At 62.5% G+C, this 25,506-nt stretch carries 26 protein-coding genes and 1 tRNA gene; 12 read left to right on the top strand and 15 right to left on the bottom strand.

Annotation, left to right across the window (positions count from 1 at the left end; all coding sequences use genetic code 11):
- Nucleotides 1-301 precede the first annotated feature (301 nt).
- A complete protein-coding gene (locus tag JGU71_RS30410) occupies nt 302-1,360 on the top strand; it encodes a helix-turn-helix domain-containing protein (RefSeq protein ID WP_199704781.1) in 1,059 nt (352 codons plus the stop codon).
- A 291-nt stretch (nt 1,361-1,651) separates the two neighbouring features.
- On the opposite strand, the gene JGU71_RS14035 is transcribed toward JGU71_RS30410, so the two are convergent.
- Nucleotides 1,652-2,482, bottom strand: coding sequence for a hypothetical protein (locus tag JGU71_RS14035; protein ID WP_199704780.1), 831 nt, complete (start codon nt 2,480-2,482; stop codon nt 1,652-1,654).
- Between the two features lie 199 nt (nt 2,483-2,681).
- Here JGU71_RS14035 and JGU71_RS14030 point away from each other — a divergent pair, with 199 nt between their 5' ends.
- On the top strand, nt 2,682-3,092 hold the full coding sequence (locus JGU71_RS14030; protein WP_199704779.1) for a hypothetical protein: 411 nt from the start codon (nt 2,682-2,684) through the stop codon (nt 3,090-3,092).
- Between the two features lie 229 nt (nt 3,093-3,321).
- Here JGU71_RS14030 and JGU71_RS14025 read toward each other — a convergent pair whose 3' ends face one another.
- From JGU71_RS14025 to JGU71_RS13975, 11 genes are all read right to left on the bottom strand, one after another.
- Nucleotides 3,322-3,690, bottom strand: a complete 369-nt coding sequence (locus JGU71_RS14025; RefSeq protein ID WP_443624014.1) for a phage terminase small subunit — start codon at nt 3,688-3,690, stop codon at nt 3,322-3,324.
- Nucleotides 3,691-3,870: 180 nt separating this feature from the next.
- A complete protein-coding gene (locus tag JGU71_RS14020) occupies nt 3,871-4,632 on the bottom strand; it encodes a hypothetical protein (protein WP_199704777.1) in 762 nt (253 codons plus the stop codon).
- Nucleotides 4,633-4,714: 82 nt separating this feature from the next.
- On the bottom strand, nt 4,715-4,957 hold the full coding sequence (locus tag JGU71_RS14015; protein WP_199704776.1) for a hypothetical protein: 243 nt from the start codon (nt 4,955-4,957) through the stop codon (nt 4,715-4,717).
- 32 nt (nt 4,958-4,989) lie between these two features.
- The gene (locus tag JGU71_RS14010) at nt 4,990-9,711 is read right to left on the bottom strand and encodes a phage tail tape measure protein (protein WP_199704775.1); all 4,722 of its coding nucleotides are present in this window, start codon (nt 9,709-9,711) and stop codon (nt 4,990-4,992) included.
- Nucleotides 9,712-9,718: 7 nt separating this feature from the next.
- Nucleotides 9,719-10,030 carry a hypothetical protein gene (locus JGU71_RS14005; RefSeq protein ID WP_199704774.1) on the bottom strand — a complete coding sequence of 104 codons (312 nt, stop codon included), beginning with the start codon at nt 10,028-10,030 and terminating at the stop codon, nt 9,719-9,721.
- A gap of 1 nt (nt 10,031) precedes the next feature.
- Nucleotides 10,032-10,214, bottom strand: a complete 183-nt coding sequence (locus tag JGU71_RS14000; RefSeq protein ID WP_199704773.1) for a helix-turn-helix transcriptional regulator — start codon at nt 10,212-10,214, stop codon at nt 10,032-10,034.
- Nucleotides 10,215-10,959: 745 nt separating this feature from the next.
- Nucleotides 10,960-11,145, bottom strand: coding sequence for a hypothetical protein (locus JGU71_RS13995; protein WP_199704772.1), 186 nt, complete (start codon nt 11,143-11,145; stop codon nt 10,960-10,962).
- A 632-nt stretch (nt 11,146-11,777) separates the two neighbouring features.
- On the bottom strand, nt 11,778-11,978 hold the full coding sequence (locus tag JGU71_RS13990) for a hypothetical protein (protein WP_199704771.1): 201 nt from the start codon (nt 11,976-11,978) through the stop codon (nt 11,778-11,780).
- A complete protein-coding gene (locus JGU71_RS13985; RefSeq protein WP_199704770.1) occupies nt 11,978-12,478 on the bottom strand; it encodes a hypothetical protein in 501 nt (166 codons plus the stop codon). The genes JGU71_RS13990 and JGU71_RS13985 overlap by 1 nt, the downstream gene beginning before the upstream one ends.
- A 2-nt stretch (nt 12,479-12,480) precedes the next feature.
- A complete protein-coding gene (locus JGU71_RS30575; protein WP_372433171.1) occupies nt 12,481-12,837 on the bottom strand; it encodes a helix-turn-helix domain-containing protein in 357 nt (118 codons plus the stop codon).
- Nucleotides 12,761-12,976 (bottom strand): helix-turn-helix transcriptional regulator, encoded by a 216-nt coding sequence (locus JGU71_RS13975; RefSeq protein WP_199704768.1) that lies wholly within the window; start codon nt 12,974-12,976, stop codon nt 12,761-12,763. The genes JGU71_RS30575 and JGU71_RS13975 overlap by 77 nt, the downstream gene beginning before the upstream one ends.
- Before the next feature lie 110 nt (nt 12,977-13,086).
- On the opposite strand from JGU71_RS13975, the gene JGU71_RS13970 reads away from it, so the two are divergent.
- A complete protein-coding gene (locus tag JGU71_RS13970; protein ID WP_199704767.1) occupies nt 13,087-13,728 on the top strand; it encodes a hypothetical protein in 642 nt (213 codons plus the stop codon).
- Complete coding sequence (locus tag JGU71_RS13965) at nt 13,715-14,848, top strand: site-specific integrase (RefSeq protein ID WP_199704766.1); 1,134 nt, start codon at nt 13,715-13,717, stop codon at nt 14,846-14,848. Before JGU71_RS13970 ends, JGU71_RS13965 begins: the two co-directional genes overlap by 14 nt.
- Before the next feature lie 74 nt (nt 14,849-14,922).
- Here JGU71_RS13965 and JGU71_RS13960 read toward each other — a convergent pair.
- A tRNA-Ser gene (locus JGU71_RS13960) sits at nt 14,923-15,010 on the bottom strand.
- A gap of 34 nt (nt 15,011-15,044) precedes the next feature.
- Nucleotides 15,045-15,539: a MarR family winged helix-turn-helix transcriptional regulator gene (locus JGU71_RS13955; RefSeq protein ID WP_199704765.1), complete on the bottom strand. Its 495-nt coding sequence runs from the start codon at nt 15,537-15,539 to the stop codon at nt 15,045-15,047.
- A gap of 62 nt (nt 15,540-15,601) precedes the next feature.
- Here JGU71_RS13955 and JGU71_RS13950 point away from each other — a divergent pair, with 62 nt between their 5' ends.
- Nucleotides 15,602-16,582: an NAD(P)H-quinone oxidoreductase gene (locus tag JGU71_RS13950; protein ID WP_199704764.1), complete on the top strand. Its 981-nt coding sequence runs from the start codon at nt 15,602-15,604 to the stop codon at nt 16,580-16,582.
- Here the strand turns inward: JGU71_RS13950 and JGU71_RS13945 are convergent, their stop codons facing one another.
- Nucleotides 16,583-17,782 carry a cysteine desulfurase-like protein gene (locus JGU71_RS13945; protein ID WP_199704763.1) on the bottom strand — a complete coding sequence of 400 codons (1,200 nt, stop codon included), beginning with the start codon at nt 17,780-17,782 and terminating at the stop codon, nt 16,583-16,585.
- Nucleotides 17,783-17,939: 157 nt separating this feature from the next.
- On the opposite strand from JGU71_RS13945, the gene JGU71_RS13940 reads away from it, so the two are divergent.
- The 7 genes from JGU71_RS13940 (at nt 17,940) to JGU71_RS13910 (ending at nt 25,504) form a co-directional block, all read left to right on the top strand.
- The gene (locus tag JGU71_RS13940; protein ID WP_199704762.1) at nt 17,940-18,512 is read left to right on the top strand and encodes a bacterial proteasome activator family protein; all 573 of its coding nucleotides are present in this window, start codon (nt 17,940-17,942) and stop codon (nt 18,510-18,512) included.
- Between the two features lie 31 nt (nt 18,513-18,543).
- Nucleotides 18,544-19,410, top strand: coding sequence for a galactan export ABC transporter permease subunit Wzm/RfbD (gene wzm / locus JGU71_RS13935; RefSeq protein WP_443624008.1), 867 nt, complete (start codon nt 18,544-18,546; stop codon nt 19,408-19,410).
- A gap of 10 nt (nt 19,411-19,420) precedes the next feature.
- Complete coding sequence (gene wzt, locus JGU71_RS13930) at nt 19,421-20,233, top strand: galactan export ABC transporter ATP-binding subunit Wzt/RfbE (protein ID WP_199704761.1); 813 nt, start codon at nt 19,421-19,423, stop codon at nt 20,231-20,233.
- Complete coding sequence (gene glfT1 / locus JGU71_RS13925; RefSeq protein WP_199704760.1) at nt 20,230-21,138, top strand: galactofuranosyltransferase GlfT1; 909 nt, start codon at nt 20,230-20,232, stop codon at nt 21,136-21,138. Before wzt ends, glfT1 begins: the two co-directional genes overlap by 4 nt.
- Nucleotides 21,139-21,313: 175 nt before the next feature.
- Nucleotides 21,314-22,354, top strand: a complete 1,041-nt coding sequence (gene rsgA, locus JGU71_RS13920; protein ID WP_199704759.1) for a ribosome small subunit-dependent GTPase A — start codon at nt 21,314-21,316, stop codon at nt 22,352-22,354.
- A gap of 52 nt (nt 22,355-22,406) precedes the next feature.
- Nucleotides 22,407-23,264, top strand: a complete 858-nt coding sequence (locus JGU71_RS13915) for an SDR family oxidoreductase (protein ID WP_199704758.1) — start codon at nt 22,407-22,409, stop codon at nt 23,262-23,264.
- Between the two features lie 89 nt (nt 23,265-23,353).
- Nucleotides 23,354-25,504, top strand: a complete 2,151-nt coding sequence (locus JGU71_RS13910; protein ID WP_199704757.1) for a putative bifunctional diguanylate cyclase/phosphodiesterase — start codon at nt 23,354-23,356, stop codon at nt 25,502-25,504.
- Nucleotides 25,505-25,506 lie beyond the last annotated feature (2 nt).

The raw sequence follows: 25,506 nt of genomic DNA, 5'->3' as shown, positions 1-25,506 counted from the left end.
AACTGCAGTCGTTCGACGGCGCACAGGGGGTTGGGCTATTGACGTGAAGTAACGCTTTCGTAACGGTTAGGCCTAACCCTGTCGACAGTGCCGGAAGCTTTTCGACGTTCGGCCGTCCAAGTTTTGAACCCTCCGCGCGTTTTAGAGCTCGGTCGCTCAGTGCCCGGAGATTCGGGGGAGAGGCCCCACCCCCCTGGGCCTGGGCAGTACTGCAGGCGGTCGCACGTAATCCGTTGGTGTGCAACAGTTTTAAGATTCGGATCGTGTTGCTAGACCGGTACACAGTCCGATTCACATCGTCGTGCCCGAGATCCCACGGGCTCACCCGCAGCAATCCGTTTCGTGCATCGTGCGCAGTCCACCAACCCCTCACCCCTTGACCCTAGTTCTAAGCTTTGGGAGTGACCTCGCGGATGACCGACGAGCAAGTTCGGCAGTGGATGAATGCGCAGATCCGGCGCCGCCGAGAGCTGCGGGCCAGTTCGACGCCGTGCCGAGTGAATTGGCAATGAACTATCGCCGACTGAACGCTCGGCAACTCGAAATCCTCCGTTGGATCGCGTCAAAGTCGACCGAAATAGCCTGGGACGCGGCCACATTCGGGACAACCGTGATTGCGCTCGCGGACCGGCAGTTGGTGACCATCTCCAGAACATCGAAAGACCTCAACCCGAAGGTCACCGCTGCCGGCGTGCATTACATGGAGCATGAGACCTTCCCAGAGGGACATTCAAAACCAACGTATGGCCGCTGGCAGAACAGCGAACTGCGGGTAGACGCGACCGTACTACCGCCGCCACACCCCGTGCACCCTCTGGCGACTTTCTACAGTGTCACTGAAGCAGCCGAGCGGTTGGGAGCCAAAGAATCCTGGTATCTCGACAAGTTGCACGCTCGGCGCCTACCCGGCCACAAACGAGGCGGTAGGTGGCAAGTGACCGAGCATGACATCAAGGACGCGCTGCAACTCACCTACGTCGCAACGCACTTGCCGCCCGACGATTCTGGCAAACACCCACGCCGAATGAAGTACAACGTCACGACCACACAAGCTGAGTTGACCGAGGAGCAATCCATCCCGGATCCGCGTCCGATCGTCACCTATTCGGTCGCAGAGGCGGCCAAAAAGATCGGCGCTAGCAAAGAGTGGTACACCCGACATCTTCGTGAACGGAAGCTGCCCGGCCACAAGATCGGACGAAAATGGCGGCTCACTGACAGCGATATATTCGCCGCGCTAGACCTGACCTACAAGCCCGCACTTGTACTTGCTCCCGACCCGGCGGGCTTGTCCCCGAGATCGAGGCAATACGTGCAGAGGAATTCGACGCGCCGAGCGACAAAACGACTAGGTTGCTAAGCCGCCCGTCATACCGACCGGGGTGCGGGACCAGTAGGTCCGCTCACGCACTACATCACCGGTCAGAATCAGGTTCAATCCGTCGCGGCCCACAATGTTGACGACAGCCGAACTATTTGCCCTTCGTTCCAGAGCCCGACTGCTTCGACGCTGGCCGCGGGACGGTGACTGTCGGGCGGGGCGGCATCTGGAACGTCTGTCCACCCGATCGAAACACTCCTCGGGACGCGCCGCTGCTCTTCGAGCTCGACGAACCCGACCCACCATTGAAGGTCACGAATTTCGCACTCATCAAAGCTCTCCCTGGTTCAGTTCAGTCGAAAAGTAGTGCTTCCGCTTGATCCACCTAAATCCCTCGTGCAGGTTGATTCCAGCGACTTCGACTGGTCCTCCCACTGTATCCGGCCCCAGGTTGAAGTGGGTGAATCCAGCAGTGGTTTCTACCATGAACTTCGCTAGCGCGATCGCGTCGGGGAAGGGCATCGCTGGATGAAGCGGAACCCTGTGATGTTCCTCCAGTAGGGCGACCATATCGGCATGATGCTGCGGAGGCGTTGCTGCCAACAACCTCGCGAGAAGACGCTGGTCGTAGCCCCGAAACAGGCGATCTACAGCGTCAGGCTGCGCGTACGCCTCGTACCCCCATCGGTCGGTGGAAGCAACCTGCTCCGGTCCAGGCACCTCGTCGACCTTGTCTTCGAATTTGAGAAGCCAAGCTTCTGACTGGTCACTCTTTGCAGAAAACCCGGCAACCAGGTAGCCCAGCTGCCCTGGCCAATCGTCCTGGTTGGTCTGTTTCATCAGCTCACAGAACATTTCTGCGACGCGCTCTGCGACCCCTTCGATGGTGTAGGTGTCCGCGTCGACTTCCCACTCCGGGTGGTCAGGATCACGTCCCATTAGTCTCAATCGGAGGCTCTTCGAAACCGTTGAGATGGAAGCGGGACCTATTTGGCCCAGTCCCCAGGTCATTGCTCCAATCGGTAGCTTCCTGTGGAGGTGAAAGATCTTGTCGGCATTGTTGTAGACCTGAGCCGAACCATTCGGTAGCAGCGCCGTACTCGCAGAGTCCGTCGAAAGCACGATTCCATCAAACACTTTCACCCATACCGCAACCGTCACGCCGGTCAGACTAGTCGGCGCAGGTGAGGACGCTCGACCGGCGCGCGCGGGCTCCTCCTGGTTTCCATTACTCGCGATTCGCGATTGTCGGGTCCGTGCGCCGCTAACAAGCCGTCGGCCCCGATGCAACCCAAGTATGCGTGGGCCTTCTTTGGCCGTGATCCATGGCGCAAAGACCGCAACCCGGAGGATCTAGCGCGTGCACACACCCTCTTCAACACAGATCGACGCGCTCCGCACATTGCTTGATCAGCTCGATTTCGCGGGGATCATCAGCAACGACCAGAGGGCGAGGTTCATACTCGCAACCGATTTTCTGCAGGACGACGCAAGGCCGACGGTAACGGTGCAGTCACAACAGACCGAGCACAATTCGCGCAAAAGCATCGGCGCGCCGATCGACAACCCACCACACTTGCTAGACATCCAAGGAATCTCGGCGAGGACTGGACACACGCCGAACCGCATTCGCCAGCTCAGAGTGAAGGGGCATCCTCTTTACTCGCAAGCTTGGAAGAACGGTGATGCGCCGAATTCGCCTCTGCTGCTTGAGGAATCGACTGTCGACGCGTGGTGCGCAGCCCAGAGCGCCAAAACCCGACGGGCATGAGCGCCTTGAGAAGGATGGCCTACGCCGATTCGCTACGCGTCTCGCCGCGACAAGCAGGCTGGGCAGAGAATCGCGCTAAGTTCATTTGGCTCGATCAGGCTGCTGCAATCGATACATCCTCGGGCGATATTAGGACGGAACTTCCGAAGCATGTGGTGTTGTCGCCCGCCGGCCGACTCACCGGATTCAAGGCTTCCATCCTTCGATCGGGCCCGTCGGCGTGCACTGGTCATTGCGACGTCCGGTCGCCGATTGTCCAGCCGAGGGCGGCCATCGCGCGCGGCGTTAGTCCGAGAGCGTCGCCCGCGTGACGTGCTTCTTGCGCGAGCCACGCTGCGCCCTCACCGGCAAGCAGCTGAGTCTCGTATGCGATGAGCAAAGCGACGGTTACGGCCGCCGATTCGTCCCATTGCGTAGCCTGCGGCGACGTCCACAGCTCTTTCCAACGCTGTTTTTCGACCCTCGACCACACTCTGCCTGCCGGAATTTTGGGGACAGGGTCCGTGCACCCTTCCCTCGGCAGGACGACGAAAAAGGGCCGGTGACCAGGAGCGTTCGACCGACGTCGAGCCCGGCTGTTCGGTGTCTGCTGGTTCATCAGGGGCGGCAATTCACCCTCCTAGCAAAGTTCCCACTTGAGTTTTTCGGTCGACATACCTTCTAGAGCCTGGTCGCTCAGTGCCAGAGACGGATGGGAGAGGCCCACCCCCCTGGGTAGCTGTGCACCGGGACGGGGACCCCGCAGAGGCTTCCGTCCCGTTCACAGTTCGCGCGTTTCCTATGCGTCGGCGGGAGCGTTGTTGCTGGTCGCAGATTGCTCCTGCGTTTCGTGCGCTGGTTCTGCGGCGTAACCGCTCTGCGCGCTCAAGTGGATGGTGATCTGGGCACCCATCGCGTCGCCTTGATCGACACTGGCGGCGACATCGCGGTACGTGGCGAGATCGACATCAGCACGGGCAGCGAATCGGATCAAATCTGCTGCGGCACTTGTCGGTGCCATGTTCGCAAACCGGTCTGCTATCGCGTGATCGACGAAGCTGAGATCCTGTACGGCGGGCGTGAGCGTCGTTCGCATGGTCGAGGCGTCATACCCCTCCTGCATCGCCGACAGACTCGTGTTGCTGTTGAACTTCGACCGGTAGTAGGCCGGCGCGAATCGCTCCGCACCGAGGACGTCGTCGACGGCAGCGTCGCTCAGCACCTGGTTGAGTGGTCTGCCCCGCTCCAACTCTGGCAACACATTGTTCCGCCACGCTTGTTCCGTACGGATCAGATCGGCAGCCGAACTCGCATCCACATGAGGCCTCTCCCCTGCCGCAGCGATCTTCAACTGCGCTGCGGTTTGCGCCGCTTTCTGTGCGTGCTCAGCGAGTACAGCATTGCCATCACGAAGCAGCTGCGCTCGAACCTCGCTGGCGCGCTGCGCGTTCGCTTCTCGTGTGTAGTTCGGATCCGGCTTCGTCGCACGGCGGATGTTGTCCGTCAGTGCAGCCCTCAGCGCGATCCGCTCGGACATCAGTGTGTGCATCAGTGTTTTCATGGGGGTCCTCCTGCGGTTGGTTCGTTTGTCGGGGTTATGCGGGGGCTGTGGGGTTATGCGGGCGGTACGGGCCAGCCTGGGCCTACAGGGACGATCGGCGGCAGCGGCTGCGGATCCGCTGCGGATCCGCTGCGTCGCGGATCGGCACCCGCGGGACCAATCCGCCCGTGTCTGGACTTATGCGGAACTGGGCCGCGCCGTAGATCTTGGCGCCGTGCGGATCGGTGTACACGCCTGTCTGCGAGAGAACGCCGCGCCCCTCTGGCAGGTAGTAGTTTCCGGCTGCGTCGAAGTGACCTCTGCCTGGAGCGATCGCATCTTGCATTAGTTACTGTCTCCCTTTGCTTTTCGTTCGGTCTAGGATCGTCCGCCCATGGCGTAATGCTGTGTCGCGCGGCCGAGCCACCGCTCCCACTCCCGGCGAATACCGATCGAATCACCGGTCGGTGCGTTGATGTTCACGGTTCCCATCCGTCCGAAGACACCACCGACAATCGCGTCGACGTCCATCGCTGCGGCGCCCCGTCCGCTGCTGCCCCCGTGAATGCCGCCGTCGGCGTGCATACGGACGAGCTGGAATCCTCGGCGCCGTGCCCATTCCTGACCGATCGCCACATGCGCGGGATCGTTAGTGTCCGGGATGTAGAACTCGTCGTCCTTGGCTCGATCGCCCACGACGCGCCACGTGTTCGGGCCGACGATGCTCGCTTTACCTGCCGCCATCGGCGACAGTTCGATACCGCCGTCCTTGTATCCCTTGGCGGTTGGCCAAATGTTGGCGAGATTGCCGTACCGATCGTTGGTGTATTTCATTGCTGCGACTGAGTTCGCCAACGGATTCAGCACGTTGTTCGCGAGTTCCGGATCCCGGAACGCCGCGAACGTGGCGGGTTTCACCTGCAGCAGCCCGCGGGGATTACCGTCCGCCGAATCCGGACCGACCGCGTCCGGGTTACCGTTCGACTCGATCCGAGCCTGCTCCTGCGTCCGACCCAGGTCCTGCGACGGATTACCCGTGCGAGACAACGCCTCTGCGAATACCGGTGCCCACTGCTCGACACCACGACCGGAGTCGTAACTGATCGGCTGCTGATCCATCACCTTCGGATCCGAGTCATCGGTCGTCGGTGCCGTGTCGAACTCCTGCTGCCGTTTCCGACGCCCGTCCCCGGTGGGGTCGGGATCGTATTCGGCGATGCTGCGACCCAGACTGATCGACTTCCCGACGATCCCGCTGTCGTTGACACCGAGAACACCGAGCACATCACCCACCACCGACGACACGACCTCGCTCGCCAGAGCACCAGCCGCACCCGACAGTGTCTGCGGAAGGTCGCTCAGCGCCTGCCCCGCAGACCTGTTCTTGTCGGTGCCTTGTGCATCAGGCTCAGCGGTGCTGCGGTCGCCGCGGTTCTCGCCCGTTGACGACTCATCGTCGCGGGAGGACTCACGAGACGTGGCGGTGAGCGGTGGATCGAACAAATCCGACGGCATATAGAACTGCTTCACGAACCTCGGATCGTTCGCACTGAGCGCACCCGCGCCGTACCGGACACCGTTACCGCCCGACTCGACCGGGACACCGTCGAGATCGCCCGCCATATGCTCGTCGTTGACACCGATCACGAACGGACCCTGCGACCCCGACTTCAACCCGGCAGTGTTGCCCGCCATCAGATCGTGCGTCGTGTACAGCCGTCCAGGCTCGTGACCCATTCCGACCGCTTGAATCGCGGACATGAACCACGAGCAATCCCGCGAGCCCCACACATACGGCAAACCGTTCTGCGACTGCGCGAAATCTTTCATCCGGTCGACCGCGATCCGACCACCGTCCTTGTACCCCGGCAACATCGGGAACGTGCCCGCGTTGATCTCATCGAACAGACGCGGACCGTACTTATCGACCATCGCTCGCCGCGTGATCTGCTCGCCACCGTCGAGCCGAACCGCAGGCATCCCGGAAATCATGCCCAGGAACCCGTCCACAACGTCGGTCCCCGGTCCCGACGTCGGCAACCGCCCACCCGTCGCGAGGCCCGGCGGCCGCCCGAAGGTGACCCCGGAATCCAGCACCGCAGCGTTGGCGACCTGCTCAGGGGACCCGACTCGTCGCGGGACAATGTCGACGTACCGAGTCCGCGTCGCGCTGTCGATCACCTTCGTGATCTGATCAAGTTGCTGCAACGCCGTTTCATTCGGCGCGGTGATCTTCACCAGGTTCGGGTGTCCTGCAACTTCTTCGATCTTCACGCCGAGCACTTCGAGTTGTTTGCGGGCGTCCTCGGTCGGTGCATCGACCGTGACCGACGCCCCTGCGCCAGCCTTCGCAAGTTCCTGGTTGATGATGAACAGCTCTTGCGTCGACTCGCTCGCACCCTGTAATGCCACCGCCGACACGATCGTCTCGGGCACGAGACCCGCCTCGCGTGCCATGCGCTCGATCTGGTCGGCACTGATCCCGTACTTGGCGGCAAGCGGACCCAGCGCTTCGGCTGTGCGTGCCATCTGCTCGCGTGCGGCCTGCTGAGCTTCGGCGACAGTGCCGGTCTGAATCTTCTGGTTGTAGGCAGCGAGCGCAACTTTTTCACTTTCGCCACGCAACCGGACCAACTGATCGAACAGCGCCCCACCGTTCGGCAGCACCGTGTTGACGGCACCGTTCACACCAACAAGAGCGTCGCCGAACCCCTTCGTCTGATCGACCGCCTCAGCAGTGGATTCGACAACCTTGTTGATGGTGTCGTTGTAGGACGCCACCGCCTCCGACAGCGGAATCTGCTTGCCCGACAACACATCCAAGATCTCGTGCAAAGCGCTGAGCTGTTCCTCGGCAGACGAGGACGTGTCCGCCAGCGTCTTCACCGCAGCCGACAAATCCGACACGCCCGGGGTCAGCAGCGCCGCGTCTTGCCGGGCGCGCACCGCCTCCTCGTGCAGCGGGCCGAGTTCGGCGAGCAACTCGGCACCGCCCTGCCCAGCCCCTTCGAGCTTGCGCTGCAGTTCGGGCCACGTGTCATCGTTGGCCAACTGCTCGGCCAACTGCTGCGCGTTCAGGCCGAGGCTTTGATAGACCGCCTTCATACGGTCGCCGCGGCCCTCTTGCTCCTCCAGGTAGGCAGTATGTTCGCCGGCCGAGTTCGCCCAAAACCCCGACACAGTCTGCAAGGCGTCGCCGACATAGTTCGTCCAGCTCGCGCCGCTCTCAGTCAGCGTGTCGATCTTGCCGGTTACCGCTTCGACCTGCACGCTGATCGACGACAGCGCCAACTGCGACAATCCGCCGTTGGATTCGGTGAACGCCTTGTACATGTCGCGCTGCGCGGCCGCGATCTGCACCGTCGCGTCCCGCAGCCGCTTTGCGCGTTCGGCCGCAGCGTCGTTGCTCGCCATCCAGGACGTGATACCGATGGTCGCCGCCGCGAGCGCGAGCACCCACGGTCCGCCGAGCGCGGACGTCAACGAACTGATCCCGACCCGCGCGACCGACATACCACCTGCCACGACACGACCAACCGCACCGAATCGCGTTGCCGCAGCCGCCGCGGTCGTGAAGGAAGTTGTGACTGCGGCAAGTGCGCCGACCGCCTGGCCCGTTGCGGTAATCGCGAATCGGGACAGAGCCGCTCCCGCTGTCGCTAACGAGGCTGTGATCGCGGGCATAAGCAACCGGAACGCGACCAACGCGACCACTGCGGATTGCACCGGACCGGGTAGCCCAGCGAAGAACGAACCGACAGCACCGACCGCTTCCGCGAACGGGGTGAGGATCGTCAGTCCGGCACCGGCGATGTTGACAAGTCCGTGCAGCGCCTGCCCTGCCGTCTCGACCACACCACCGGATTGCCCAAGCGCCTCGACGTTCTCCCGAACGACTTCACCGATCGGACGCAAGACGTTGATGACCTTGCTGCCGACCTCGGGCAGACCGTCCCAGGCTGAGACGAATCCCTGCACGAACGGCACGGACGCCGCTGATCCGGATCCGAGATTCCCGACCGCCTCGGTAGCGCTGGTGAGTCCACCAGCAGCGAAGTTCGCCAACCTCTCTAACGGACCATCGACGAGTTCGTACAGTGCCAGCGCAGAAGTCTCGGCTGCGTTCTGCACCCGCTGCAACGCACCAGGAAGCCCCTGCGTCTTCGCGGCCGCAACTTCCGCCGCGCCACCCTGACGAGTGATGGCGCCAGCCATCTCATCCCAGCCCGCTGCGCCTTCGGCAACCAATGCAGTCGCACCACGGACCGCGTCGGTGCCGAACGCAGTCGCCGCCGCCGCGGTGAACTGTTCGGTCGTCATCCGCTGCTGAGCAGCCGCTAACTGCTCCGTCACCACGCGCATACCGACGAACTGACCCTGAGCGTTGAACTGCTCTACACCCAACTCCCGAAGAGCAGCGGCCTGCGCCTTACTCGGCGACTCCAACGCGATCAGCATCGTCTTGAGACTCGTGCCGCCGTCTGATCCCAGAAGGCTGTTCTTCGCGAAGAGTCCGAGCGTCGTTGCAGTGTCCTCCAGAGAAAGGCCGAGTCCTTTCGCAACAAGTGCGGACTGATTCAGCCCCATCGCGAAATCGCCAATCTCACCGCTGGCTGCGTTCGACACGTTCGCTAGCGTGTCGGCTACGAGAGTTGCGTCTGACGCCTCCAGTTTGAAGGCGTTCAACGCACGCGCCTGAATATTCGCGGCCGTTCCGGCGTCAATCTGCGCGGCCGCCGCAAGCTGCAGGCTGCCTTTCGCAGCAACCATCGTCTGTTCGACCGACAGACCGCCCTTGGCGAGTTCGGTCATCGCCTCGGCTGCATTCGTCGCCGACGTGTTCGGGATCGTCATGTCGTTGCCGAGCTGCTTTGCCCGTTCCGACACGGCGGCCATCTGATCAGCGGTCGCCGACGAGACCGCCTGCATGGTGTTCAGCGTGTTCGTCAGATCGTTGCCGAGGCTGACGACTTTGCCGAACCCTGCCGCGATCCCGGCGACACCAAGAGTCACACCCATGGCGCCGCCGAGGGTCTTGAGCTGCGACATAGCGGCCGCGGTGTCGAGGTCTACAAGAATGTTGATCCGGCCACCGGTCATCGGAGTATCACCGTCCCCGCTCGAAGGCTGTGACGCATGTGTCGAACAGCTCGGCGCTCGTCATCCCTTTGGTCTCGAGCACTTGGAACAGCGGGGCTACTATTCGTGACGACAGAAGCACGAGGGCGTCACCCATTACCGCTTGCGCGAGTTGGCCTTGTGCCTGGACTTCGTCGGTGATCACGCGCACTGCTGAATGTGAATCTTCCTTCAGCACAAGTAATTTCGTGACGAGTTCGGCGGCGTCGCGGAAGATTTGTTCGCGGTCGACCGACACTGCCGGCACACCGTCTTGATCGACGAACACTTCGTAACTCATGTCAGACCACCGCCATATCGCGTGCCGTTACGAGTCCACGGATTTCCTCGACTGCGATTCGCGGGGTCCTGGCGCCGAGCAGGATCGGATGCAACTTCCCCGTTCGCACCATGCGCTGGACTGTCGAGTACGACGCCGAAAGCATCTGTGCGGCTTCGGAATAGTCGACAAGAGTCTTGGTCATGTCGTCAGATTCGGCCTCCGGTTCCGAAGGCGCAAACCGTGACCGCTCCTGACCGTTACTGATCGTTCGTGACCACTCGATGAGGTTGTGTTCCAATTCTCGGATTTCGGCAGGTATCACCATCCCTGACCGTTTGCGGTGCTGGATGTACCTCTGCAGCGCGATGCAAACGTGACGACAAATTTCGGGCGGCAACGCCAACATCACCGCGCCGGAGCCCGTCACGCGACGCTCCGGTTCGCCGCCAACGCGCGGCGCGTCTCAGCTTCAACCCTGAGGAGGTCGTCCTCACAGAATCCGACGAGACCGTCCGGAAGCAGCATCCGTTCGACTCGACCGTCCCTCACCCACCGCAAGATCGTTGATCTTGAGCGCGAGGTGAGTTGCATCGCACTGCGCAACGGTATGTAGATCTCAGAGTCGATGTCGAGCATCTTATTTCGTTGCACTGGAATGCTTTTCGGAACTGCTGCGCGTTCGTCGGAGCCTCTCGATTCGCCGCCGACGATGCCGCTTACCTCTCGGTGATGAATGTCCATCCGCTGCAACCATTCCCGGCATGCGGACAGATCGAGACATCTGCAGCACTCGGCGCGTGCGAGGCCGTGGCGAACTGTGCGAGCCTGGACGGATTCTCCGTCAACGTCCGCGTCGAACAACTCCGGACGACCCGCGCACCGTGCGGTCGGCAAGCTCGGTGCACCCACCAACACAGCATTGACGAGGTTGTCGTAGAACGAGGAAGTCACCGGATCATCCCTGCGCCGTCGTACACCTTCGCAGTGTGAGCGAGATGCGGCCTACACAGCAGACACGGGATAGGTCGCCCGTCGAAATCTTCTCCGCGCCAACCACTGCAGCGTTCTGCATCGTGGGCGGTTGGCGGATCGTCGTTGATCGGTTCGCCGTATCTGTCGATCGTCGTGGTCATGCTGGCCTCCTGATCGGCGCGCGCACGTGATTGCATTTTCGGACGGGGTTTTGTTCGTCATCGACGACCCATCGGGTGCCGTGGCAGTCCGGGCAGCTCTTGACGTCGCGGTCGAACTTGCCTGTCGCGCGCGTGTCTCTGTCTTCTAATTCTTTGAGAGAGGAAAGATTCGGGCGTTTGACCGATTGATAAGTCGGCCCTTTGGCCGAATCGATTCGGTCAATTGACCGTGCCCCTGACCTGCCATCCGGTTGTTTGACGTTCTCGAATCGGGCGTCTGCCCGAATGGCAGGTAGCGGCCTGATCCGGTATGACAGGGTCTGGTCGCTGGCGCCGCCAATTCGATGTTTGTACGACTCGATTTGGCCTGAACTCTGAAGCTTCGGGAGTGTTCGCCGCAGAGCGTCCACCGACAGTCCTGTCTCCTGTGACAGCGTGGACATGGATGCGCGCCACCACCGGCCGGATACGTCCTCGACTCGCCCCGTTCCAGCCAGCCCACACCGGAATTCGATTCGCGCGTAGACCAAGGCGGAGTTGGCACTGCCGAGACGACGGACCAACGCAGGCGACACCTTCATGAAATCGTCTGATTCGTCTCTGGTCCCGGGCGGGCTTGGCTCCATTTGCTCTCATGTCCTCGCTTCGGAGGTATCAACGGCCGTCAATGCCAAAGCGAGCGCGGCTGCAAGTTCCGTCGCCTCCGTGAGGCTCAAATGAACAACGAGTGACGCGTAGCGGACGCTGATTCGAGCCCGGTCCGGCTCGTTGGGATAGTTTTCCGTCCGGATCTCGGGCTGCTCGAGGATGGCGTCCATGTACGCGTACGCCATCATTGGGACCGTTCAGCGCGAGCGACGTCAACGGCGAGCAACAACAGGTGTGCTAGCCCTGCAGCCTCGTCCAACGTCAGCCGGTAGCGTGAACCGGGCTGCGGCAGAACATCATCCGTATCAACCATGCCGTGACGAAGCAATTCGACAATCGGCGCGGTCTCTACTGCCACCTGCGCAAGCTGCACTGATGCGAACGCGTGCGTCAGCTGCTTCTGACCCTTGTGCAACTCCCCGGCGTGACGGTCGAGTCGCACGCTCAGCGGAACCGAACAGAACTCGGTCTGTGCAGCGACATCGGAGTACCGAGTCCAGTTGCTGCTGATCCATTTTTCCGCTGGAGGGCGGATCGAAGTCAAATCAGTGACGGCCGCATGCTCGAAGTCGTGGCGGTGCCAGCGCCAAAGAGCGCTTTCACGAGCGACGTCCGGATGCGCGCGGGACATCCACGCGGCGAACTCGTCGGGACTGGCTTCCGAGGATGGTTCAGGGCTGGACATGATCACATCTCTCCGTTCTGTTGGTCAGGCATGTCATGACGCGTTTGCCGTTGTAAGCCGCGCCATTCGTCCTCGGGGAGCACGAAAGCTTCGACTTCGTACCCCAAAGTTGTTGCGATTCTTTCGAGTTGGTCAATGTCAAGGGCTCCGTGACCCTTCATCCGACGCCGTAGCGTCGACACCGGGATTCCTGTAGCGGTAGCAAGCGATAGGCGGGTTGTGCCTGCAGAATCGAGCGCAGTCTCGATGCGATTTATGGCGATCTCTGCAAGCGCAACCGTTTCAGGCCGCACCGCGACCGCCGTCTGTGCGAGCCATGGTGTTTCCGTCGATCCACGAGTAGACGTCGGCCCAGTCATAAAGCACTCGTTTGCCGAGCTTCTTAAACTTCGGACCAGTCCCCAGATAGCGCTCCTGCGCCAACGCGGCGACTGTTACCCGCCGATATTCGGCAACCTCAGCGGGTGTGGCCAACGGTGGCCGACCTTCCTCGTTCATGAGCCGATTCCTCACTTCTCAATCCGATGATATCTTGCGGTCTGAGGCCAGATAACCACGATTCACTGCCAATCGTCAAGCCGACGATTTTTTGCGGTACTCTCTCGGTCATGGAAACGCCAGTGCCCCTAGCGAAAGTCGTCGGCCAAAACGTGCTCCGGCTGCGAACGACGTACGGCGCCACGACTGACGAGATTGCAACCGCAGCACGCCGATTTGGTTTGAAATGGACCGACAGCCGCGTGTCTGCACTCGAAAAGGGCAAGGTAAGCCCGACGCTTCCCATGCTCATCGCGCTCTGCGTGACGCTCAGCGAGGTGACGCAAGCGGAAGTCGGCCTCGGGGATCTGTTTCAGTACGACGGCCTGGTCCAACTCACCGAAAGGATCGAACTAAGCGGCGCTGACATAGTCAGACTCGTCCAGGGAACACCCGCAGATCGACGTAGGAACGTCGTGGGCCACGACGCCGGCGGACGCCCGATCGTTGAGCTAACCCACGACGAGTTCGAACGGAATCTTCGCGACATGGCCTTCCGCCAGGCGGGAGGTGAAGCCGAGTTGCGCGCGGCAGCCTCCCTGAACATCTCACCGAAGCGCTTTGGCGAACTGGCACAGAAACTTTGGGGCAGATCTTTCTCGGCGGAGAGAAACTTCCGAGCAGGCGAAGGATCGAGCGCCCAGAAACGCGGGCGGGTCGCCCGCACCCTCAAATCAGAGATGCGGGAGAGGCTAATCCGTGGCGACAATTGAGAGCTACCAGACCGCAACGGGCAAACGTTACCGAGTCCGGTATCGGACGCCCGACCGCCGTCAAACGGACAAACGCGGATTCACCAGCAAGAGACAAGCACAGGACTTCGCCGCGACGGTCGAAGTCGAGAAGATGCGGGGCGAGTATGTGCCGCCGAAGCTGGGTTACATCATGGTCGGCGAGATCGGGCCGACGTGGCTGGAGCGCAAAAAGTCCGACCTGAAACCGTCTGCCTACAAGTCCCTCGAAACTGCGTGGCGTGTGCACGTCGAGCCACGATGGGGCGGGGAACGCCTTGCCGACGTCGACCTCGATGCGGTCGAGCGCTGGATCGCCGACCTCGGCCGCGACAAGACAATCGACGGTGTGAAGGTGAAGGGCAAGGGTGCGACCGTCGTCATCCGCGCATACGGCGTACTTGCCGGGGTGCTCGACAGCGCCGTGAAAGCGAAGCGACTGGCGAAGAACCCGGCGCGGGGCGTCGAGAACCTGCCACGCAAACAGCGCAAGGAACGGATCTACCTAACGCATACGCAGGTGGATGCACTCGCGACCGCCGCCGGTGACCGCCAGACGCTCGTGCTCCTACTCGCGTACTGCGGCCTCCGGTGGGGCGAAGCGATCGGTCTACGCGTGAAGCATCTTGACCTGTTGCGTAAACGTCTCGTCGTAAGCGAAAACGCCGTGCAAGTAAACATGGTCATGCACGTCGGCACTCCGAAAAGTCACGTGACGCGCTCAGTCCCGATCCCAGACTTTCTCGTCGTCGAGCTGGCCCGCCAGTGCGAGGGCAAGGCGCGCGACGATCTCGTGTTTCCCGGCCGCGACGGTGAGCACCTTCGACGATCGGTCAGCTTCACCGGCTGGTTCACGAAGGCAGTCGAGAAGTCGGGCATCCCCCGCGTCACGCCGCACGACCTTCGCCACACCGCGGCAAGCCTCGCGGTTTCGGCCGGCGTCAACGTGAAGGCACTGCAACGGATGCTCGGACACGCCTCGGCGGCGATGACCCTCGACACGTACGCAGACCTGTTCGACGAGGATCTCGACGCCGTTGGCATCGCCTTGGATAAGGCTAGATCTGGCGCGAATGTGGGCAATGTGTGGGCAGCGACGTAGTTTGATCTTGATGGCGCGAGCAACAAAAAGCCCGCTACCTGCACGTTAGATGCAAATAGCGGGCGGTCGAACTTTGGCGGAAGCGGAGGGATTTGAACCCCCGGTCGTTCTCACGACGCTCGCTTTCAAGGCGAGTGCATTCGGCCGCTCTGCCACGCTTCCGTCGCAGATACTAGCCGCTGACCCCGGTGGCGTCCTATTCGGATTGTGTCTCGGCGATGGTTGCGCTGACCTTTCGGAAGGCGTCGCCGATGGTCTGCAGTTGCTCGGGCGTCAGAAGATCGACGAAACTCCGCCGCACTCCTTCGACGTGTGTCGGCGCTGCTTCTTCGTGCCTGCGGCGACCCTCGTCGGTCAGTTGGGCGAGCACTCCCCGACCGTCGTCGACGCAGGTGCTGCGGCGCACCATGCCCTGGGTTTCCATACGGCGAATCTGATGGGTCAGGCGGCTGCGTGAGGAAAGCACGCCGTCGGCGAGTTCGCTCATTCGCAGTTCGTGGTCCGGCGCTTCGGAAAGCATGACGAGAATTCGGTACTCGGCGATCGAGAGGTCGTGACGATCCTCCAGGTCGCGGTTGAGCTGATCTGTGAGCCTCTGCTGGCCGTCGATGTAGGCGCGCCAGGCCTGCTGTTCGACGGCGGTGAGCCATTTCGGTTCCAGCCCCGACTGGCCGGTTTGGTCATCCTGCACACGAACATTCTATTCGCACAGCTCAGCGCTATCGGCCGACTCGCCTGCGCTACCGTCGGCACATGTACGCGATCAGGTTGAACGGTTTCGGCGGACCCGAGGTTATGGAATGGACCGACGGGCCCGACCTCCATCCGGGCCATGGGCAGGTTCTGATCGACGTCGTCGCAACCGCCGTCAATCGTGCGGACATCTTGCAGCGGCAGGGCTTCTACCCGCCACCGCCCGGTGCGAGTGACGTTCTCGGACTGGAATGTTCCGGCGTGATCTCCGAGGTCGGCGACGGCGTGACCGGTTGGAAGGTCGGCGATCGGGTGTGTGCCCTGCTGGCAGGTGGCGGATACGCCGAGGAGGTCGTCGTCCCCGCGACCCAGGTACTGCCTGTACCGGAGAGCCTCGACCTCTACGCCGCAGCGTCGCTGCCGGAGGTTGCCTGCACGGTCTGGTCGAACGTCGTGATGGGCGCCGGACTGCATTCGGGCCAGTTGCTGCTGGTCCACGGCGGCGGCAGCGGGATCGGCACCCACGCGATCCAGGTTGCGGTCGCTCGCGGCGCGACCGTTGCCGTCACCGCAGGCTCGCAGTACAAGCTGGACCGCTGCAAGGACCTCGGTGCCTCGATCCTGGTCAACTATCACGACGACGATTTCGTCGCTGCTGTACAGGAACATGGCGGCGCCGACATCATCCTCGACAACATGGGCGCGAAGTACCTGTCCCGCAACGTCGATGCGCTGGCTGCGGACGGTCAGCTCGTCGTTATCGGTATGCAGGGCGGCATGAAGGGCGAGTTGGAACTCGGCAAGCTGTTGATGAAGCGTGCGTCGGTGACAGCCGCGAGTTTGCGCGGGCGTCCCGAGACCGGCCGATCAGGCAAGGCGGAGATCGTCTCCGAGGTCGTCGAACATCTGTGGCCGTTGATCGCGGACGGAACCGTCTCGCCTGTGGTCCACGCAGAACTCCCGATTGCCGACGTCGCCGCAGCTCACGACCTGCTCGATTCGCCGGACAGTGTCGGCAAAGTGGTGCTGCGAATCAGATGATCACAGGCTCGACAGTGCGCGGCCGAGCTGATCGATTTCGTACTTGGTCGTGTACGGCGCCAGACCGACGGTCACTGCGCCGCCTTCGTCGTTGACGCCGAGTGCGTCGAGCAGCCGACTCCCGCCGTGGCTGCCGCTGAGCGTGCCGATCCGATGGTCGGCCAGTTTGGCTGCGACCTTCTCCGACTGCGTGCCTGCGACGGTGAAGCTGACGGTCGGAATTCGAGTGGACGCGCGCCCGATGACCGTGACCTTCGGCAGATCGCCCAGCGTCGCCATGAGGTGCTCGAACAGATCGTCCTGGTACGCCTGCAGCGAGCTGATCGACGTCTCGAGCCGTTCTCGCCGAGTTCCGGTGGCTGCTTCGTCGAGACCGGCGAGGTAGTCGATCGACGTGGTGAGCCCGGCAAGCATCGAGTACTGATGACCGCCGACCTCGAGCCGCTCGGCACCCTTGGCGTACGGGTTGAGCGACATGGCAGGAATGCGGTCGAGGAAAGCAGGGTCGCGAAACGCGAGCGCGCCGACCTGCGGACCGCCCCACGACGTGCCGCTGACGGCGATGATGTCCGCACCGAGTTCGTCGATGTCGATATGTGCGTAGGGCGCGGCTCCGATGGCGTCGACGACAAGCAGCCCGCCGACCTCGTGCACACGGTCGGCGGCGACCCGAACATCCGGCGCCGACCCGACGATCGGCGACGCCGCCGTGAGCGCAACCAGACGTGCGGTCGGGCCGATCAACTCCTCGAATTGCCAGGCGGGGAGCTCGCAGGTTTCGATCTCGACTTCGGCCCAGCGCACGTGAGCGCCGTACCGATTGGCGATCCGCAACCACGGTGCGACATTGGCTTCGTCGTCGAGACGGGAGAGCACGATGCCGGTTCCGAGCCCGAGACGCGAACTCAGCGACTCCGCCAGCCACGCCAGTAGGAGCGCACGGTCGGGTCCGAGTACGACGCCGGCCGGGTCGCCACCGACCAGATCGGCGACCGCCTGTCGGGCGCGCTCCAGTATCCCGGCACTGCGTTGCGACGCACTGTGCTGACCGGTGTGCGAAAACGACGAAGTCCTGAATCCTGTTGATACAGCGCGGAATACAGCATCAGGCACCTGCATTCCCGCCTGTGGATCGAGATGGATCCACCCGTCGCCCAGGGAGGGGATGAGCCCTCTAACCCGTGCGACGTCGTATGTCATGCCCGCCACTCTAAATGGTCCGTCGTCGAAGCAGTGATGCAGATCCCTCTCATCATGTAAGCCCAGCCTTCATCACATCGACCCCCCGCAACGACCCATTCCAGGATAGAGCTCGAGCTTCTTGGCGCAATTCGTGTGCAACCGACAAGATGGGGTCATGACGCACGCGGACAACGAACAAGTGGTCGTTATCGGACCCGACGGTCAACCTGTCGCCGTTTCCCCCGAGGAAGCAGCCGCGGCCGGAGCGACCGCGCCGAAGACCGGCACCGAAGGCAGCGAGCACGAGTCACTCGCCGGCATGGTCGAGCAGCCTGCCAAGGTGATGCGGATCGGCACGATGATCAAGCAGTTGCTCGAAGAAGTTCGTGCGGCTCCGCTCGACGATGCGAGCCGCAATCGGCTCAAGGAGATCCACCGCTCGTCGATCAGCGAGCTGGAAGAAGGCCTCGCCCCCGAGCTACGCGACGAGCTCGAGAGGCTGACGCTGCCGTTCAGCGAGGAGTCGGTGCCGTCCGACGCGGAGCTGCGGATTGCGCAGGCGCAGCTGGTCGGTTGGCTGGAGGGACTGTTCCACGGCATCCAGACCGCACTGTTCGCACAGCAGATGGCAGCGCGCGCGCAACTGGAGCAAATGCGTCAGGGTGCACTGCCTCCCGGCCTGCACTCGGCCGATCCGCGTGGTGGGCCAGGCCCTTCGGCACCGGGTGGGACCGGGCAATATCTCTGACCCCCGCCCGACCCCGGTAGGCTCGGCAATCGTGTCGACTGCAGCTCCGGATACCGATGACGAGGTTTTACCCGTCTCGGACTCACAAACATTTCGGCGCGCCTTCAAGGACCTGAGCGACGGGTTCAGCCAGCGTGAGCTTTGGTTGTCGCTCGGTTGGCAGGACATCAAGCAGCGGTACCGGCGTTCCGTACTCGGTCCCTTCTGGATCACCATCGCCACCGGCGTGCAGGCGGCGGCCATGGGAATCCTCTATTCGGCCCTGCTCGACATACCGCTCGACGAGTTCTTGCCCTACGTCACCGTCGGGTTGATCGTCTGGCAGTTGATCAGTGCCAGCATCCTCGAGGGCTCCGAAGTGTTCGTCGCCAACGAGGGGCTGATCAAGCAGTTGCCCTCGGCGTTGAGCGTGCACGTCTATCGGCTCGTGTGGCGTCAGATCCTGCTGCTTGCGCACAACATGCTGATCTACGTGGTGATGTTGGTGGCTTTCGGCGTGTGGCGGGATCTGACCTGGACGTCGTTCGCGGCGATCCCCGCGCTGGTACTGCTGATGTTGAACGCGCTGTGGGGGTCGATCGTCTTCGGCATCTTCAGTACCCGCTACCGCGACATCGCACCGATTCTCGGCAGCTTCGTGCTGCTCGCGTTCGTTCTGACACCGATCATGTGGACGACGAAAGCGCTGGAGCAGCAGGGCGGTCAGGCGGCCGAACGGGTGAAACTGGCAGAGCTGAACCCGCTGTTCCACTACCTCGACATCATCCGTGCGCCGCTCATCGGCGAGGAGCAAGAGGCCTACCACTGGTACATCGTGCTGGCGTTCACGGTGCTCGGCTGGACGTTGGCCCTACTGGCCATGCGCAAATACCGGGCCCGCGTGCCCTACTGGGTTTAGGGGATACGTCGTGTCGGTAGGTATCGAAACTCACCAAGCTTGGGTCGAATTTCCCATCTTCGACGCCAAGTCGCGCTCGCTCAAAAAGGCGTTTCTCGGCAAAGCGGGCGGCGCCATCGGTCGCAATCCGTCGAAAGTTGTTGTCGTCGAAGCATTGCGCGACATCAACCTTTCGCTGAAAGAGGGCGACCGCGTCGGTCTCGTCGGACACAACGGTGCGGGCAAATCGACGCTGCTGCGGTTACTTTCGGGCATCTACGAACCGTCACGTGGCAGCGCGCAGATCCGCGGCCGCGTTGCACCGGTGTTCGACCTCGGGGTCGGTATGGATCCCGAAATTTCCGGCTACGAGAACATCATCATTCGTGGACTGTTCCTCGGGCAGACGCGCAAGCAGATGCTCGCCAAGATCGAAGAGATCGCCGACTTCACCGAGCTCGGCGACTACCTCGAAATGCCCTTGCGTACCTACTCGACGGGTATGCGGGTCCGGCTCGCGATGGGGGTCGTGACCAGCATCGACCCCGAGATTCTGCTGCTCGACGAGGGTATCGGCGCCGTCGATGCGGAGTTTATGAAGAAGGCGCGCATCCGGTTGCAGAAACTTGTGGAACGCTCCGGAATCCTGGTGTTCGCAAGCCATTCCAACGAGTTCCTCGCCCAACTCTGCGACACCGCGATGTGGATCGATCACGGCCAGATTCGCGAACGCGGCGGGATCCAGGACGTCGTCACGGCCTACGAGGGACCCGAGGCCGGCGAACATGTGGCACGCACGCTGCAGGAACTCGAAGCGGAGAAAAAGCGCGGCGAGCAGGGATGACCGAAACAAGCTCCGCACCCCGGATCGTTGCTGTCGTTGTCACCCATCGACGACGAGCGCTGCTGGCCGAGTCGTTGGCTGTCCTGACCTCACAATCGCGACCGGTCGACCACATCGTCGTCGTCGACAACGGCAACGAGTCCGAGGTCCGCACGCTTGTCGAAGATCAGCCCGCGAGCGTCACCTATCTCGGGTCCGCGCACAATCTCGGCGGCGCAGGCGGTTTCGCACTCGGCATCCTCTACGCCCTATCGATCGGAGCCGATTGGGTCTGGCTCGCCGACGACGACGGTAGGCCCGAAGGCCCCGACGTGCTGCAGATCCTGCTGGACTGCGCGCTCCGGAACGGGCTGGCCGAGGTGTCACCCGTCGTCTGCGACATCGACGAACCCGACCGCCTCGCGTTCCCTTTGCGCCGCGGCGTCGTATGGCGACGGCTGCGGTCGGAGTTGGGCGAAGAAGATCTGCTGCCCGGTATCGCGTCGCTGTTCAACGGCGCGTTGCTATCGGCCGACGCGATCGATGCGGTCGGCGTTCCCGATCTGCGGCTGTTCGTACGTGGCGACGAAGTCGAGGTGCACAGGCGACTCGTGCGGTCGGGACTCCCGTTCGGGACCTGCCTGCAGACCGCCTACCTGCACCCGAACGGTGCCGCGGAATTCAAGCCGATCCTCGGCGGGCGGATGCACACGCAGTACCCGGACGACGCGACGAAGCGGTACTTCACCTACCGCAACCGGGGCTATCTGATGTCGCAGCCAGGAATGCGACGACTGTTGCCGCAGGAATGGATCCGTTTCGGCTGGTTCTTCCTCGTCACCGAACGCGACCCAGCGGGTCTGCGGGAATGGTTGCGGCTGCGCAAGTTGGGCCGCAAGGAACGGTTCCAGCGGCCCGCCGAATAAATAGCTTGCGCAGGCGCCGCAAGTCTGCGATTTTTAAGGTTCAAGCGATTCGAGTGGAAAGGGAGGTTGTTGTTCGTGGCTGTCGTATCGGTTGTCGTGCTGCGCACAATCCACCTCCCCTGACCCTCCGCCGACGTGCGTCGAGGGTCTCCTCCTCGACGAAAGTTCAATCCCAATGCAACAGCTCCACCTTCTCGACCGTTACGGCTGGAACGATTCCGTAGCAAGGCAATTCGAAAACCTCCTCGCCGCCGAAAACGAGTTCAGCCCTGCTCGGGTTGTCCGCGTCGACCGTGGCGAATGTGATGTCATAACTCCCGACGGACCGATCCGCGCCCGAACGATAGAGCCGGTATGCACCGGCGATTGGGTAGCGGTCGGCGACCACGGCGGTCATCCGAGCGTCATGCACGTTCTCGATCGCCGCAGCGCAATCCAACGGTCGACGGCGTCGGCACGATCGGAAGCTCAGATCCTCGCGGCGAACGTCGACACCGTGCTGATCGTGACCGCACTCGACGGTGACGTCGACCTCGGGCGCATCGAGCGGATGCTCGCGCTCGCCTGGGAAAGCGGCGCCCAACCCGTCGTCGTTTTGACGAAAGCCGATGCCGCCGAGAATATTTCACAGAGCCTCGACGACGTTCGAGCCATCGCCCCCGGCGCGACTGTCCTTGCCGTCAGCTCTACGAACGGCGAGGGGATCGATGTCCTCACCGCAATGCTCGACGGGACGGTCGTGTTGATCGGACCGTCGGGAGCAGGCAAGTCGACACTGGCCAACACGCTCCTCGGCGAGGAACGACTGGCAACCAATGCAGTCCGCGGCGTCGACGGCAAAGGCAGGCACACGACGGTCCATCGCGAACTGTTCCCGCTGCCCTCCGGCGGCACGTTGATCGACACGCCGGGACTGCGCGGTATCGGGCTTTGGGATGCCGCACATGGCATTTCGACGACATTCAGTGATCTCGAAGAGCTTGGCGAGGATTGCCGATTCGACGATTGCGGACACCTGCACGAACCGGGCTGCGCAGTACTGGCAGCGGTCGAATCCGGTGAGTTGGCCGAACGCAGACTCGACAGCTATCGCAAACTGCTCCGCGAGAACGAATGGGTCGCGTCGCGCACCGATGCACGACTACGCCAGGAGCGCACCCGCACGGTCAAGGCGCGGTCACGCGCATTACGGGAGGTGTATCGCACGCGGAAGTGACGTCGGTCTACCGTTGCCGGAAGACTATTTCCGTTCAGGGAGAAGAGGCGCAATGACGACATCGGTAGACAAGCCGCTCGCAGGCAAGACCATGATCATGTCCGGCGGCAGCCGCGGCATCGGCCTTGCCATCGCGCTGCGAGCGGCCGCCGAGGGCGCGAACATCACGTTGATCGCCAAGACCGACACCCCGAACCCGAAGCTGCCCGGCACAATCCACACAGCTGCTGCTGAACTGGAGGCTGCCGGCGGCAAGGTTCTGGCGTTTGTCGGCGACGTCCGCAACGACGAATCCGTCGCGGCCGCCGTCGCGCAGACAGTCGAGAAGTTCGGGGGCATCGACATTGTCGTCAACAACGCGAGCGCGATCGATCTGTCGAAGACCGACGCCGTCGCGATGAAGAAGTACGACCTGATGCAGGACATCAACGTCCGTGGCACGTTCCTGCTCTCGAAGCTGTCGATCCCGTCGTTGCGTGAATCTGCCAAGGCCGGACGCAACCCGCACATTCTGACCTTGTCACCGCCGTTGAACCTCAACCCGAAGTGGGCAGGCGGCCACCTCGCGTACACGATGGCCAAGTACGGAATGAGCCTGACAACGCTCGGCCTCGCCGAAGAATTGAAGGGCGACGGCATCGGCGTCAACTCGCTGTGGCCGCGGACCACGATCGCGACGGCAGCGGTCCGCAACTTGCTCGGCGGCGACGCGGTTGTCAACGCCTCGCGGACCCCGGACATCTACGCCGATGCTGCTTACGTCGTATTGACCTCTCCCGCAACGGAAGCCACCGGTAACTTCTACATCGACGACGAGGTCCTCGCCGCCGCGGGTGTCACCGATCTCGAGAAGTACCGCGCTGGCGACCCGAACGTCGACCTCGTGACGGACATCTTTCTCGACGAGTAGGCGAACATCCGCTATCGAACCCCGTGAGGTCGCTACCATTCCGCTAACGACACCGCGGATCGCGGGCTCAGGTGGGGCGAGAGGTTCGAGTGGCTCTTCACGTCGATAAACAGTTGGCGGTGATCTGGCGTGCCATCGCACGAGTTGCAAGCGATGGCGTCATCATCGCGACTGCCGACGGCACCATCATCGAATTCAATCCGATTGCCGAACGCATCTTCGCAAGCAACCGCAACGACGTCATCGGGTCGAAGATGATCGATGTCGTGGTCCCCGCACATCTGCGGGGACCACATCGGGCGTCCGTCGCACGGTTTCGGGCGAGCAGTCAACTGCCGTACGAACGCGCTTTCAAGTTCCGCACGCTTGGCCGGCGCGGCGACGGAACGAGTGTGCCGATCGAAGTGACGATCACTGCCACGCCGGGTGACGACGTCGATTCCGGGGCAGCACCGGAGTGGATCGTCGCATTCATCCGTGAACCCGCCGAGCACGGAACCCTTGTCGAAACGACGACGCCTGTCGGTCCGGTCGCCTCGGACAAACGTTGGATGTCGGGTGATCAGATCAGCGAAATCCTCGGTTCGGCGCCACTGGTGGTGTTCTCACTCGATCTCGACGGGGTAATTCGCGTCGCTACCGGTGGTGGCCTTGCCCGGATGGGTGTCGAGTCCGACGATCTTGTCGGCCGCAATGTTTTCGACCTCCGGCCAGGTCGAGAAGATCTCGCCCGAATCTATCGCCGCGCTTTGACCGGCGAAAAGTTTCGATTCCGCATAGAGGCCAAAGAGCGGGTATGGGATACGCACTATCAACCGCTGTATTCCGACGAGGGCGAACTGACAGGCAGCCTCGGCGTGAGTATCGATGTCACCGCTCAGGTGATCAGCGAGAAGGCGTTGCGCTTGCTGGCGGAAACCGACATCGTCACCGGCCTCGGCAGCCGCTCGCACACAGAGGACAGTTTGGCCGAACTGCTGTCGGACGGCGAACCACTCGCACTGCTCTTGATCGACCTCGACGATTTCAAGGACATCAACGATTCCCACGGTCATGCGATGGGTGATCGAGTGCTGCACCGCGTCGGTACGCGCATTCGCAAGACAGCGCCCGCGCGGTCGATCATCGGACGCCTCGGCGGCGACGAGTTGGTCGTCGGTCTGCGGACCGCCGACGTGGACCAGGCTGCGGCCGTCGCGTCGTCGATCATCGACGCGATCTCGCGTCCGATGCGAATCAACTTCGATGTGGCCGGCCAGCCGATTCGACTCGACATCAGCGTGACGGCAAGCGTCGGCATCGCTGTGGCACCGGGCGACGGGGTGTCGATCGCCACGTTGCTGACCCGCGCGGACAGTGCGATGTACGCAGCGAAGCGGTCGGGTCGAGCCGCGCATCGCTTCTATCGCGCCGATGCGGACCGTGCGAGTCGCCGCCTCAAGGTGTCGACCCGACTTCGCAAGGCGATAACGTCCGGCAGTCTCGACGTTGAGTTCCAACCGATCGTCGACCTGACGGCGTCTCGGATCACCGGATTCGAAGCGTTGGCTCGGTGGAACGACACTCAGCTCGGTCCGGTCGGTCCCGACGAATTCATTGCACTGGCGGAGAATTCGCCGCTGATCGACGAGTTGTTCGACCTCGTGCTCGATCGTTCTCTTCGAGCGGCCGCGAACTGGAATGCGCAGATCGACGCGACGACGGCTACGCCACGCGCCAAAGGTGGCGAATTGCTGACCGTCGGCGTCAACGTCGCTGCTCGCCAACTGCGGGACAGGACGTTGCCGAGCAGGATCGTCGACGCTGCGGCGAGCGCTGGGCTGACGCCGTCGTGTGTTGTGTTGGAACTGACCGAGACTGCACTGATGGACGATTCTGGACGGTCTCGGGCCGTGATCGGTGCCTTGCGCGACGCCGGTATCAGGGCGTTGATCGACGACTACGGCATCGGTTACTCGAATATGGCTCGACTCAGCGACCTGTCCGCGACAGGTCTGCTCGACGGCATCAAGATCGACCGCACTTTCGTCTCGGACCTACCGACCGACCGCGCGGTGACGCTTCTAGAGATGTTCGTGACGACGACGAAGGCGCTCGGGGTCAGTGCTATTGCCGAGGGTATCGAGAGCGACGAGCAGCTGAATCTGCTGAAGTCGCTCGGCTATCGGTTCGGCCAGGGTTGGCGGTTCGCTAAACCGATGTCCGCGGATGCGGCGGCACGGTTCAGGTTGGGCGACTGACG

This window comes from Antrihabitans stalagmiti, assembly GCF_016482825.1.
Classification (GTDB): domain Bacteria; phylum Actinomycetota; class Actinomycetes; order Mycobacteriales; family Mycobacteriaceae; genus Antrihabitans; species Antrihabitans stalagmiti.
The sequence above is the reverse complement of the archived record's forward strand: the minus strand, read 5'-3'. Positions and strand labels throughout refer to the sequence as shown.